The sequence below is a fragment of the Bradyrhizobium prioriisuperbiae genome, from assembly GCF_032397745.1.
Taxonomy (GTDB): domain Bacteria; phylum Pseudomonadota; class Alphaproteobacteria; order Rhizobiales; family Xanthobacteraceae; genus Bradyrhizobium_A; species Bradyrhizobium_A prioriisuperbiae.
Window position 1 is genome coordinate 2753103 of record NZ_CP135921.1, and the last position, 12320, is coordinate 2765422.

At 63.2% G+C, this 12320-nt stretch carries 12 protein-coding genes; 7 read left to right on the top strand and 5 right to left on the bottom strand.

All coding sequences use genetic code 11. The features are described from left to right. Positions 1-3: 3 nt before the first annotated feature. Entirely contained in the window at positions 4-1062 is a 1059-nt protein-coding gene (locus RS897_RS12980) for a methyltransferase domain-containing protein (protein ID WP_315836938.1), read from the bottom strand. Between the two features lie 100 nt (positions 1063-1162). Continuing rightward, the gene (locus RS897_RS12985) at positions 1163-2563 is read right to left on the bottom strand and encodes an MFS transporter (protein ID WP_315836939.1); all 1401 of its coding nucleotides are present in this window, start codon (positions 2561-2563) and stop codon (positions 1163-1165) included. Between the two features lie 243 nt (positions 2564-2806). Here RS897_RS12985 and RS897_RS12990 point away from each other — a divergent pair, with 243 nt between their 5' ends. Continuing rightward, positions 2807-3664, top strand: coding sequence for a DUF1444 domain-containing protein (locus tag RS897_RS12990; RefSeq protein ID WP_315836940.1), 858 nt, complete (start codon positions 2807-2809; stop codon positions 3662-3664). A 70-nt stretch (positions 3665-3734) separates the two neighbouring features. Further along, a complete protein-coding gene (locus RS897_RS12995; protein WP_315836941.1) occupies positions 3735-4043 on the top strand; it encodes a hypothetical protein in 309 nt (102 codons plus the stop codon). A gap of 62 nt (positions 4044-4105) precedes the next feature. Here RS897_RS12995 and RS897_RS13000 read toward each other — a convergent pair whose 3' ends face one another. Then, positions 4106-5005: a LysR family transcriptional regulator gene (locus RS897_RS13000; protein ID WP_315836942.1), complete on the bottom strand. Its 900-nt coding sequence runs from the start codon at positions 5003-5005 to the stop codon at positions 4106-4108. Positions 5006-5129: 124 nt separating this feature from the next. Between RS897_RS13000 and RS897_RS13005 the strand changes: the two genes are divergently transcribed. From RS897_RS13005 to RS897_RS13020, 4 genes are all read left to right on the top strand, one after another. After that, positions 5130-5783, top strand: coding sequence for an RraA family protein (locus RS897_RS13005; protein ID WP_315838626.1), 654 nt, complete (start codon positions 5130-5132; stop codon positions 5781-5783). Positions 5784-5824: 41 nt separating this feature from the next. After that, positions 5825-6196: a cupin domain-containing protein gene (locus tag RS897_RS13010; protein WP_315836943.1), complete on the top strand. Its 372-nt coding sequence runs from the start codon at positions 5825-5827 to the stop codon at positions 6194-6196. A gap of 70 nt (positions 6197-6266) precedes the next feature. After that, positions 6267-7235 carry a tripartite tricarboxylate transporter substrate binding protein gene (locus RS897_RS13015; protein WP_315836944.1) on the top strand — a complete coding sequence of 323 codons (969 nt, stop codon included), beginning with the start codon at positions 6267-6269 and terminating at the stop codon, positions 7233-7235. Positions 7236-7331: 96 nt separating this feature from the next. Continuing rightward, the gene (locus RS897_RS13020; RefSeq protein WP_315836945.1) at positions 7332-8537 is read left to right on the top strand and encodes an amidohydrolase family protein; all 1206 of its coding nucleotides are present in this window, start codon (positions 7332-7334) and stop codon (positions 8535-8537) included. A gap of 109 nt (positions 8538-8646) precedes the next feature. Here the strand turns inward: RS897_RS13020 and tenA are convergent, their stop codons facing one another. Next, complete coding sequence (gene tenA / locus RS897_RS13025; RefSeq protein ID WP_315836946.1) at positions 8647-9321, bottom strand: thiaminase II; 675 nt, start codon at positions 9319-9321, stop codon at positions 8647-8649. Between the two features lie 222 nt (positions 9322-9543). Here tenA and RS897_RS13030 point away from each other — a divergent pair, with 222 nt between their 5' ends. Then, entirely contained in the window at positions 9544-10845 is a 1302-nt protein-coding gene (locus RS897_RS13030; RefSeq protein WP_315836947.1) for a PQQ-dependent sugar dehydrogenase, read from the top strand. A 338-nt stretch (positions 10846-11183) separates the two neighbouring features. On the opposite strand, the gene RS897_RS13035 is transcribed toward RS897_RS13030, so the two are convergent. Continuing rightward, positions 11184-12296 (bottom strand): endonuclease/exonuclease/phosphatase family protein, encoded by a 1113-nt coding sequence (locus RS897_RS13035; protein WP_315836948.1) that lies wholly within the window; start codon positions 12294-12296, stop codon positions 11184-11186. Between the last annotated feature and the right edge of the window lie 24 nt (positions 12297-12320).

The window sequence follows — 12320 nt, forward strand, 5'->3', positions numbered from 1 at the left end:
GCCTTACGGCCTCGCCTCCAGCACCATGTTGAACGGTGTCTCGGCGGCGCGGCGGAAGCGGGTGAAGCCGCCGGCATTCACCACCTGCCGCAGTCTCACTTCGCCGGCCTGTGCGCCAAGCCCGAATCCAACCTCCTGCGCCAGAGACGCAGGCGTGCACACCATGGTGGAGGCGGCGTAATACACCCGCCCAACGGGGTTGAGGTTCGCACTCAGGGTGTCGTGCGCGAACGGCTCCACGATCATCCAGATGCCGTCCGGCTTCAGTGTCTCGCGCACATGGGCGGACGCGCCGACCGGATCGCCCATGTCGTGCAGGCAATCAAAGAAGGCAACGAGATCGTAGGTTCCGGGATAGGTCTTGGCCTGCGCCACCTCGAAGCTGGTGTTGTTGGCAACGCCGGCGTCCGCGGCAGCCTTGCGGGCGCGCTCGATCGAAGCCGGGTGGTAGTCGAAGCCGGTGAAGTGCGATTGCGGAAAGGCCTTCGCCATCACGATGGTCGAGGTGCCGTGGCCGCAGCCGACATCGGCGACGCGCGCGCCCAGCTTGAGCTTGTCGACCACGCCGTCCAATGCCGGCAGCCACGACGAGACCAGATGGGCGTTGTAGCCCGGGCGAAAGAACCGTTCAGTGCCGCGAAACAGGCACGCGCTGTGATCGTGCCAGGCGAGGCCCTTGCCACTGCGGAACGCCTCCGACACTTTCGGTTCGTCGATCCACAGCGCCGACATCACCTCGAACGCGCCGGTCATGAACGCGGGACTGTTCTCGTCGGCGAACACGGTCGCCTGCTCGGGATTGAGATGGAAGGCATCCTCGTCCCGATCGTAATCGACGTAACCGGCCGCAGCTTGTGCCGCGAGCCATTCACGCACATTGCGTTCGTGGGTTCCGGTGCGCCGGGCGAGTTCACCGGCCGTCACCGGTTCGCCTGATTGCATCGCCTTGTAGAAGCCGAGCCGGTCGCCCAGCACCACCAGCGCGCCGCTGGCGATGCCGCCGAGGTCGCCAACCATCCTGCCGAGGAATGCATCGAGTTTGCCTTGATCTGGCTGCTGCATTGCGTCCTCCTTGTGTTGAGATCCACAATGTTTAGTCGAGCAGCGCGTCACAAGGTTCGCAGTCTGCGCCCGGCATCACAGGCGGGTCAGTCTGCCTGCCTTAAATCGATCGCACGAGACGTAGCGTAAAGGCGAGGCATGCGACTGGGGCAGCGGTGAACACCGCGAACAGCACGAACGCCGCGCGGGCGGTGCCTTCGATGCCTCCGGGATCCGCAAGCCCCGCCGTATTGGCCAGCAGCCCGGCCACCGCGGCCCCCATTGCCGTCGCATAAAGCTGAACGGTCGTGATCGAGGCGGAGGCGCGGTCCTGCTCGTCGGGGGCGGCGAGCTTGAGGATCCAGGTCAGGAGATGCGGCCACCCGAGGCCGACACCCAGGCCGAGGCTGAACAGTGCGATGGCCAGTCCGCCAAGCCGGATCCATCCGCTATCGCTGTGGGTCGGCATCATCAGCAGCAGCAGTACGGTCGCAACCAGGGATACGCAGGGCGCCACCACGAGGACGCGCCGGGCATTGCGGCCACTGAGATTGGAACTGGCTACCGATCCCACCGTCCAGCCGCCGGCCATCAAGGCGGACAGATAACCCGCCACCAGTGGCGATCTCCCGTGAAGAACCTGGAGGAACAGTGGCACGAACACATCGTCGCTGGTCACCGCCATCGCCAGCAAACCCATGGTCGCATAAACCAGCGCGAGGGGCGTGCCGAGACGGAAGGCATCGGCCGGCAACAGTTTTCGCGTGCTGCGCCGCTCGATGCGGACGATCAGAACTGTCAGGATCGCCGCGATCGTGATCCCGGTGACGTTCCAAATCGGGCGTGCGGATACGCTTCCCGCCGAGATGGTGAGAACGGCGATGCTGAGCAACGCGATCTGCACCAGCGGGAGGGGCGAGGCGCGGCCTGCGGCCACCTTGTTGGGCAATACCGAGGCCGCGATGATTGCGAAGGCCACTGCGAGCGGGATAATGGCGTAGAACGCCTGACGCCAGGCACTCATCTCCGCGAACACACCGCCGATGGCCGGACCGACCAGGGTGCCGACGCCCCACATGCCGGATACCAGCGCCATCGCCCGTGGCCAGAGCGGCTGGTCGAATAGCAGGCGGATCATGGCATAAGAGAGCGAGATCAGCAGTCCGCCGCCAATACCTTGAATGGTGCGGCCGGCCAGCAGCACAGGCATGACCGGTGCAAGCGCGCAGACGAGGCAGCCGAGCGCGAACAGCAGTGCGGCAACCACATAGGCGCCGCGTGGCCGCAGCGTCTGCAGCAGATGCGCCGAGCAGGTAGCGCCGATGATCGATGCCACCACGAACAGCGTGGTGCTCCACGCATAATAATCCAGGCCGCCGATATCGCGCACGATCGACGGAAGCATCGTGGTGACCAGAAACACATTGACGGCATGCAGCGCCACGCCGCCCGCCAGCACCATGGATGGCAGGACGTTGCGCCGGCCGAGCAGCGTCGACCAGCCCTGTTCGACGGTGGTCACGATGACAATCCCTTGCTGGGCTGGTGCGGGAATGTCAGAAGTGGGGCAGTGTTCCGGGACGTGTGCATGTGTCGGCTTCCGCGAATTGGATTGAGATATAGAGGATGACTTCCTCGATCGCCGACACCTTGATAAGACCTCAACCCTGGTTGAGGTCAACCCTGTCCGGAAGCGGGCGTCAAATTTGCGTTCTGGAGATCAGGAGCAGTGTTGTCGCGGCCCCAACTGTATGACGGCGGCCATATGAGCGAGGTTCTATTGATTCGTCATGTGTATGCAGTTGCTCTCGCGGCCCACTTGTTCTGTGTGGTCCCGGCGGCTGCGCAAAACATACCGACCGACGAGGCGGGATTCACAACTTACGTGGCTGCGCGCTTGCGAAAGGTTCTCGGCGAGGGCTCTGTGAGTGTGAAGAACGCTCTCACGCTTTCTGTTGGTCCGCTGCAGGCCAATCTCGACCGTATCTATTCGTTCTGTAAAGCGAGCCCTGCCGGCTGCGCCAAGGAAGTGGATACTTACGTCAAAGGCGCCGCGGAGGCTCACCGCAATGGAAGCGACGCGCCGACGAAGGACGTAGTTCGGGTTGTTGTCCGATCGCTTCAATATCTGCAACAGGCGCGGCAATCATCCGGCGGTATGCCTCTCCAGACGAGGCCTCTTGTGGAGGGGCTTGTGGTGGTGCCAGTCTTGGATTCGCCGCGAACACTTCGAATTCTCACGCAGAAGGACAGCGCCAGGCTCGGCCTCACCGCAAATCAAATTCATGATCTGGCCCTCGCAAATCTTCGCAAAGTCTGGAAGCCGATTGCCGAGATAGCAAAAGTCGCAGAGCCTGGGCGAATCGGTCAACTCACCGGCGACGTCTTTCATCCAAGCCGGCTCGTGCTGGCCGCTTCCTGGGCGCCTCTGGCCAAAGCCCAGGGCGGCGTGCTGATTGTTGCGGCGCCGGTAACCGATACCGTGCTCTACATCGGCGATGACTCGCCGGTCGCGATCGACGCTCTGCGCAGCCTGGTGAAGAACCTGTTGGGTCGCGCGCCGAATCCATTGTCCGGCGTGATGCTCCGCTGGACACCCAGAGGATGGCAGGTCGTTTCATAAGATGCAGGTCTTACGATGGCGCAATGGCCGCCTGAGGTGCTAGTGACAGACAGCCCGACAGGAGAACCGCATGAGCAACTTCGAAGATCGTCCGCTTCCGGCGGTTGGCGCCTACTGGATCAAGGAGGCTGATTATTCGGCGCTGCGGGAGATCTTTGGTGACGGCGACAAGATGCCGCCGGCCTGGGCCGAGTGGCTGAGGATGGCCGAGGAAATGGAGGGTGGGCTCAAGGCCTACGGACATCCCGTTCTGCGCGTCTATATCGATCCCGCCACGTTTGCGGACTGGTGCGCCGCTCATGGCACGACACCGGGACGGGATGGGCGCAAGATGTTCGTCGCGGCAGCGGTCAAGGAGAGGTATGGCGATCAGACCTGACCGGTCCGGCTGCGGCATACGCGCCGACGATCGGAGGAGAAAAACGCCGTGGCCATTGCTCTTCAGCCCGCGAACTGGCGCGAGAAGTCACTGGCCTTGAGTGCGAGTTGCGCCACCGCGGATGTGAACCCGGTCGGCCGGTCATTCCGGTACATGACGGCGTAGGGAACGGGCGGAAGCGCGGGCTTCGTGGACACGACGGTGAGTTTTCCGCTGTCGAGAAGGGGCTTGAAGCATTTTTGCGGCAGATAACTGACGCCGAGGCCGGCGACGGTGAGGCCCAGCAGAGCGACAAGACTGTCGCAGGACAGCGCGCGCGGCAGCGCGATGCCGTTCGACTTAAGCCATCGGGTGACCAGCAGATTGGAGCCGGACCGGCTTCCCTGCGTCAGAATGGTGTGCCTGGCCAGTTCGTCGATGGACAGCCTGGCGCGCTTGGGCACCAGCGCCGGGCTCGCCATCCATACATTCTGCACCTCGGCCACCCGCAGCGATGTGATCTCCGGAGCTGAGAAGGCATCGGGAATCACGATCACATCAATGCTGTCCTCGACCAGCCGCTCGTGCAGATTCTTGCTCATGTCGACCTCGGCCTCCAGCACGACCGCCGGATAGGCATCGCGCAAGGCCGCCGCCAGCCGCGGCAGCCAGGTCAGGGCGCATAATTCCGTGACGCCAAGGCGAAGCCGCCGCTGCGGCACCTGCGGCGCATCCTTCAGATCGATGACGTTGTCGCGGTCGGACAGCATCCGCTCTCCGAGCATCAGCAGATGCTCGCCCTTCTCGGTCAGCCGGGCTTCTCGTCGCGAACGATCGAAGATCGTGATGCCGACGGCGGACTCCAATTCGCGAATCCGTTTTGAGATCGTCGATTGCGTGGTGTTGAGCTTGCGTGCGGCGCGTTCGAACGAGCCGAGACGGACGATCGCAACCAGTGCCTCGATCTGCTTCAGCGTCACCATCCGATGTCCCCTTTTGTTATTATATTTCTTTTTCGACTATGACGGCATGAAAATATATCACTTTCTGGGTTCCATTTGGCTGGTTAGCATCACGACACCTGCTCAACATGCTTGGGGGCCGCCAATGACCAGTGAGCCGTCTTCTCCGGGGACAATCGATTCCGCGCCAGCCCTCCTTGAGGCCTTTCGCGGTGCACCAACATCGATCATCAGCGACAATCTTTCGCGTTTGCCCGGCGCGGTCGGGTTGCGGCCGTTTCACCGCGGCGGGCAGCTGCTCGGCACGGCGCTGACCGTTCGCACCCGCGCCGGCGACAACCTCGCGATTCACCAGGCCCTAAAGATCGTGCGGCCCGGCCAGGTCATCGTTGTGGATGGCGATGCGGACATCAGCCGCGCTTTGGTCGGCGAGATCATGATGACCATTGCCGAGCACCGCGGCGCAGCCGGTTTTGTCATCGATGGCGCCATTCGCGATGCCGCGGCCCTTGCGGCCTCGGACTTCCCGTGTTTCGCCCGGGCGGCGATCCATCGCGGGCCCTACAAATATGGTCCGGGCGAGATCAATGTTCCCGTATCGATCGGCGGCTGCGTGATTTCACCCGGCGATTTCGTGGTGGGTGATGACGATGGCGTGGTGGCGTTCGCCCCCGCCATCGCCGCGGCGCTGCTGGAAAAAGTCCAGGCGCAGATGACGCGCGAGGCGGAGATCATCAAAACGATCCGGGAAGGCCGCTACCGGGACGAATACGCCGTGCCAACCGCATCGGGGTCGTGACCACAACAACAAAAAAAAGAAAAACAAAAGGAGGAAAAACAATGAATCAAAAAGCAGAATTCCACAATCTCGACAATCCGCACGACGGCATTCTCCGCGAACTCGGTCCGGGCGTGACAACGCGAATCTTCTCCGGCGAGCAGGCCATGCTGTCGGTGGTGACGCTTGCGCCGCATGCGCAGGGGACGCTGCATCATCATCCCGAGGAACAGTGGGGCGTCCTGCTCGAAGGCAGCGCCGTGCGTGTCCAGGGCGGCGAGGAGATTGCCGTGAACAAGGGCGATTTCTGGCGCACGCCCGGCAATGTTCCCCACACCATGCGTGCGGGACCGCAGGGCGCTCGCGTGCTCGATATCTTCAGCCCGCCGCGGCCGGAATACAAAAAGCCCGGCTCCGGCTTCGCTGGCGCTTAAAAAGCGTTTTCGAGCGAAGTGGATACCGGTTCGCGTGAAGAAAACGCGTCAAAAAATAAGGGCGAGCATCATGGCAAACAATCTGACGCGACGCGCCGTCACCGGGCTGCTGTCGTCCCTGATCGCTGCACCCGCTTGGGCGCAACGCGCCAAGGTCATCACCATCATCGTGCCGTTTCCGGCCGGCGGTTCGACCGACGCCATGGCGCGGTTGCTGCAGACCGGGCTGCAGGAGCAACTCGGCTCTCCCGTCATTGTCGAGAACAAGCCCGGCGCGGTCGGTTCACTTGGCCCGGCCCAGGTCGCGCGCAGTGCTGCCGATGGTTCGAACCTGCTGCTGACCTTCGATTCCCACGCCGTCATTCCGGCGCTGATCGAGCGTCCTCCGCTGGATGTGGAAAAGGATCTCGCCCCCGTCCTGCTGATCGGCACCGCGCCTTATGTTCTGGCAGCGACCGCGGCGCGACCGTACAAGACGTTCGCCGATGTTGTTGCCGCGGCAAAGCAAGCGCCGGGCAAGCTGACCTTTGCCTCGGTCGGGGTGGGCACGATCGGCCATCTGGCGATGACGGTGCTGTCGAAGCTGTCCGGCGTCGAGATCACCCACATTCCCTACAAGGGTGGTGGGCCGGCGATCACCGATGTCATCGGCGGCCATGTCGACATGATCGCCGGCTCTGCTGCGCTCGTCCTCCCGCAGCTGTCCGGCGGCGCGCTGCGGCCGCTGCTGCAGATGGGCCGGACGCGGCTTCCCGCATTGCCCAACGTCCCGACCGCCATCGAAAGCGGATTTGCGGATTTCGAGGCGCTCGCCTGGTGGGGCGTGTTCGCGCCGGCAGGAACGCCGCCCGCGATCATCAGCCGAACGACGGACGCCTTCATCGCCGTCCTGAAAGACCCGACCATCTCCCGGCAGTTGCAGGAGACCCAGCAGATCGAACTCGCGCTGGAAGGGCCGGACAAGCTCAGCGTGTTCTTCACCCGCCAGGTCAAGCAGTGGGGCAAGGTCGTTCGCGATAACAACATCCAGGCGAACTGACGCTGTTACGACGAATGAGAGCCGCGGGCTTGATCCCGCGGCTTCCCGGGGCAAAACTGTGGGGCGCCGCATGACCTGCCATCCCGGAGACGTCGCTTGAGTCAGATCGACACCCTGTTTGCCCGCGCGAAATTCGCTGATGGTTCGCTGAATGACATCGCCGTCTCGAACGGCCGCATCGCCTCGATCTCTTCTGCGGGATCTGAACGTCCGGCGGCCACGGAGACCATTGATCTCGGCGGGACGCTGGTCGTTCCCGGCTTTGTCGAAGGGCATATCCATCTCGACACCAGTTTCTATGGCGATGCCTGGAAGCCGCACAAGCCCTACACCAACGGCTTCAACGTCCATGAGCGCGTCGCCTTTCAGGCGCAGAACATGGCGGAAGCCGCGCCGATGGATGTCCGCGCCCGGAACCAGCTTGAGCTCTGCCTCGCTCATGGCTCCACCCGGATGCGCAGCCATGTGATGGTCGACGGCAGCGTCGGGCTGAAATCGTTCGAAACCATTCTTGCGGTCCGCGAAGCCTACAAGGATGTCATCGATATCCAGCTCGTCGCCTTTCCCCAGAGCGGCATCCTCAAGAGCCCGGGCACGCCGGACCTTCTCGACCAGGCCGTTGCCATGGGCGCCGATCTCATCGGCGGGGTCGATCCGGCCAGCCTCGACCGGGATGTCGAAAAACACCTCGATGTGGTGTTCGGCGTGGCCGGCAGACGCGGCGTGGATGTCGACATCCATCTGCATGATCCGGGCATGCTCGGGATCTTCGAGATCGAACAGATCGCGGCGCGCACCCGGGCGCTGAGCATGGCCGGCCATGTTGCCATCAGCCACGCCTATGCGCTGGGCGGTGTGCCCGATGACGTGGTGAAACGCACCGCCGACACGCTGGCCGCAGCCGGCATCGCCATCATGACCAATGCCCCGGGCAGCCGTCCCTTTCCGCCGGTTGGATTGCTGCGCCAAACCGGAGTGACCGTGTTCGGCGGCAACGACAACATCCGCGACTCCTGGTGGCCCTATGGCGACGGCGACATGCTGCGCCGGGCCAACATGATCGGCTACCGCTCCGGCTTCAACACCGACGATGATCTGGCCATCGCGTTCGATATGGTAACGTACGCTGGCGCGAAAGCGCTGGGCCTTAACGATTACGGCTTGCGGGCCGGCGCCAAGGCCGACTTCGTCACGCTCAATGCCGAGCACGTGCCCGAAGCGGTGGTCGCCGTGCCCACGGGGCGATCGGTGTTCAGGAGCGGAAAGCTGGTGGCGCGGGATGGCAGGCTGATTCGCTTGTGAGGCGATCGCCAATCAACGTAAGCTCGTAGCCCGGATGAGCGCAGCGACATCCGGGGCACGTGCAATGGTATCATCCCGGATATCGCTGCGCTCATCCGGGCTACGCGCTTTATTCAATACTCTGACCCACCCGCCACCCCATCTGCCAGAAATCAGCTTCCAGTCGGGTGGCTTCCTTGAAGATCGCGATGAGTTCGGCCTCGCGGGCCGGCGTGGCATAACGATTGGCGAGCGCATCGAGGTGCGCCTGCGCTTTCGCCGCGACGTCTTGATAGGGCGCGCCCGCATATTCGGCAATCCACACGCGATAAGGATTCGTTGCGGCGTCCGCTTGCGGCTGCGCGGCAAGCCGTGTCGCGATCTCGGCATAGCCGATCACGCAGGGTGCGAGCGCGACCTTGAGCGCCAGCAGGTCGCCGCGCATGCCGGTGTCGAGCACATAGCTGGTATAGGCCAGCATCTCGACCGAGGGCGGCGCCTGCTCGAGGTCTGCGGGCGACAGGCCCCAGCCGGCGCAAAGTTTCACATGCAAATCCATCTCGATATCGAGAATGGCGGAGACGCCCGCTGCCGCTTCGCGCATGTCGGCAAGGTTCGGTGACTTGTAGACCGCTAGAGCATAGGCGCGGGCGAACTCGATCAGGAACAGATAGTCCTGAACCAGGTAATGACGAAACGCGGCCTCCGGAAGCGAGGCGTCTGCGAGACCATTGGTGAAGGGGTGCTCGGTATAGGCACGCCACTCGGCGGAGGCCGCGGACTTCAGTCGCTCGAAGAAACTCATGGTGTCTCGCGAGGGTTGCTTTTCGAGGCCAGCTCTTCCTCCAATAGCGGGGCTTCGTCAAGGCGCGATCGGATCGCAGCTGGTCTCGGGGGCCGAAGATGCTGCTGCACGATATCGGATGCGCATTGCAAAAGTGATATGATTCAACACTCACATCTGATGATGATGTTTTAAGACATCCTGGGGTCGGATAGTGTGCGCGCCGGCCAACAGGGGAATCGTATGAGTATGTCGAGTGTTTTTGCGCAGATCGTCGCCTGGATCGGTGGCGCTGCGCTGGCGTGGCGCCGGCTGCAGGGCGAAGCGCCCGCGCCGGCCTGGGGCAGTGCGCCGGTGGTGCCGGTGGCAAAGCCGCAGGGCAGCCTCCCGACACTGAAGATGCCGACGGCCAAGGGATGGAGCGACGGGCAACGGCCCGTGGCCGCGCCGGGGCTCAAGGTCAATGCGTTCGCGACCGGCCTGGCGCATCCGCGCTGGATCCAGATGCTGCCCAATGGCGACGTTCTGATTGCCGAGGCGACCCAGATTGCGGGTCCGGTCCGCAACGTGTTTGGGTATGCGATGCAGGCAACCATGCGGCGTGCGGCGGCACTTGGTGAAAGCGCCAACCGCATCACGCTGTTGCGTGACGCCGATGGCGATGGCGTCGCCGAAAAACGCGGTAGCTTCATGGAGGGCCTGAGCCAGCCATTCGGCATGGCCCTGGTCGGCGACACTTTCTATGTCGGCAACACCGACGGCGTGGTGGCCTTCCCCTATGTGGCTGATGCGGACAGCATCACCGCGCAGGGGCGCAAGCTCGTCACCTTCAAGCCCGGCGGCCACTGGACCCGCAGCCTGCTGCCGAGCCCCGATGGCCGCAAGCTTTATGCCGGCGTGGGCTCACTCAGCAATATCGCGGAGAACGGCATGGAGGTGGAGGAGGGCCGCGCCGCCGTGTATGAACTCGATCTGGCTGCCGGCACCAGCCGCATCTTCGCCGGCGGCTTGCGCAATCCCGTGGGCCTTGCGTGGGAGCCGCAGACCGGCGCGCTCTGGACGGTGGTGAACGAGCGCGATGGTCTCGGCGATGAAACGCCGCCCGACTATCTCACGTCCGTGCGCGACGGTGGCTTTTATGGCTGGCCCTATTGTTACTGGGGGCAGACGGTGGACGATCGGGTGCCGCAGGATCCCGCGCTGGTGGCCAGGGCTATCACGCCGGATTATGCGCTCGGTGGTCACACCGCGTCGCTCGGCCTGTGCTGGCTGCCGGCCGGCACGCTGCCGGGTTTTCCGGACGGCATGGTGATCGGGCAGCACGGCTCCTGGAACCGCAGCACGCTCAGCGGTTACAAGGTGGTCTTCATCCCCTTCGAAAACGGCTGCCCGTCCGGTCCGCCGCGGGATATCTTGAGCGGCTTCCTCGCGCCGGACGAGAGGGAGTCCTATGGCCGGCCGGTCGGCGTCACGCTCGGCCCCGATGGCTCGCTGCTGGTGGCCGATGATGTCGGCGATGTGATCTGGCGCGTGACGGGGACGTGAGGCTGATCTGGCTCCCGGCGGCGGCTGCCACGGTCGGAACAGGTTTCCCGGCAGGATAGACACGGATCTGCAGTCTTCCAGAACTCAGCCTTCGATCGCACGTATCGCTCCGAGCGTGCGATCGAGGAGTGGGCGGCAGGCTGCGCGATCCAGAGTTCCGGGCTAGAGCGTTTTCGAGCGAAGTGGATACCGGTTCGCGTGAAGAAAACGCGTCAAAACAAAAAGCTAGAGCCTCTGTTGTGATTCAACCAGAACGGAAGAGGCTCTAGTGCCCCGCATCCGAAGTTCGTGATCCATCGCAGCACTCTCTGACACGAACTTCGGATGCATCAGCGGCACTAGATATCAAGATCGACCCAGACCGCGGCGTGATCGGAAGCGGCGTCGCTCTTCTCTTTGACTTCATCATAGACGTCCCACTTCTTGGGCCGAACCCCGGGCCACATCCCCTTCCGCAGCACGCCTCCCTTGGTCACCTTCGCGAAGAGTTGTGGCGAAAGCAGCAGATAGTCGATCTTGTTCTTGGCATCGCAGGCCCCGTACGTTCCCGGGAAGCCGCCGTCATCAAACGAGGGATGATCGAAGGCATCCTTCAGCGTCGTTTCCGCGAGCAGCGGGTGAAGCGGCTCGCTGTCCGGCGTATCGTTGAAATCGCCGATCACGGCGATGAATGTCTCGCCTGCCTTGGCGAGGCCTTCGTAGACCTCCTTGACCCGCGCCGCCTGCGCCCGGCGGCGTTCATTCGAACTCTCCGCGCTGCCATACCCTTTGCTCTTGAGATGATTGACCAGCACGACCATGCGGTTTTGCTTCGGCGTTGCGATATAGTATTCCGGGCAGTCACGGGAAAATACCGGTTCGCCTTTCCTGTTTTCATCGTCCACATGGCTTCGCATCATGCCGATGGGAAACCCTTTCCGGCAGAGCAGGCCGACATCGATGCCGCGGTCGTCATTGCCGTCGATCACCATGACATGCCGGAAAGGAGTTCCGTTGACAGCGGGAATGATCAGCTCATTGAACTCCCGCAACGCGGGACGGCTTTCCACCTCCACCACCCCGATAACATCTGCGTCGAGGTCGGACAGCACCCGGGCCGTGTTGCGCATGGAGCTTTCGTCGATCGGCTCATTGCGCAGCTCGAGCGAGCCCACCCAGTCGGCGCGTGCATCGGCGATGATCTCGAGTCCGCCGCCGCGTGGCCGCTTGAGCAATCCTCCGCGGTTGCGCCTGAGGATGACAAAGGGGCCCGTGTCGGCCTTCTCCAGCCCGAGATCGATCATGAGTTTGACCATCTCTCGCTTCGCCGCGGTGGAGTAGGAAAACTCGCCAAGCAGCGCATTCAATTTGGCGAACCTGGTGAGAATGGGCTTTCCCTCGCTCCACGTGTCGCCGTTCATGGCCTTGGCGCGATCGAACAGGTTCTCCAGATTAAACGCGGCCAGCCTCATGGGGCGTCTCCTCAATTTGCAGGA

Excerpts from the sequence above, each read along its gene's own strand:
- RS897_RS12980 (WP_315836938.1), bottom strand. The coding sequence starts at position 1,062 with ATGCAGCAGCCAGATCAAGGCAAACTCGATGCATTCCTCGGCAGGATG.
- RS897_RS12990 (WP_315836940.1), top strand. The coding sequence starts at position 2,807 with ATGAGCGAGGTTCTATTGATTCGTCATGTGTATGCAGTTGCTCTCGCG.
- RS897_RS12995 (WP_315836941.1), top strand. The coding sequence starts at position 3,735 with ATGAGCAACTTCGAAGATCGTCCGCTTCCGGCGGTTGGCGCCTACTGG.
- RS897_RS13000 (WP_315836942.1), bottom strand. The coding sequence starts at position 5,005 with ATGGTGACGCTGAAGCAGATCGAGGCACTGGTTGCGATCGTCCGTCTC.
- RS897_RS13005 (WP_315838626.1), top strand. The coding sequence starts at position 5,130 with ATGACCAGTGAGCCGTCTTCTCCGGGGACAATCGATTCCGCGCCAGCC.
- RS897_RS13010 (WP_315836943.1), top strand. The coding sequence starts at position 5,825 with ATGAATCAAAAAGCAGAATTCCACAATCTCGACAATCCGCACGACGGC.
- RS897_RS13015 (WP_315836944.1), top strand. The coding sequence starts at position 6,267 with ATGGCAAACAATCTGACGCGACGCGCCGTCACCGGGCTGCTGTCGTCC.
- tenA (WP_315836946.1), bottom strand. The coding sequence starts at position 9,321 with ATGAGTTTCTTCGAGCGACTGAAGTCCGCGGCCTCCGCCGAGTGGCGT.
- RS897_RS13030 (WP_315836947.1), top strand. The coding sequence starts at position 9,544 with ATGAGTATGTCGAGTGTTTTTGCGCAGATCGTCGCCTGGATCGGTGGC.
- RS897_RS13035 (WP_315836948.1), bottom strand. The coding sequence starts at position 12,296 with ATGAGGCTGGCCGCGTTTAATCTGGAGAACCTGTTCGATCGCGCCAAG.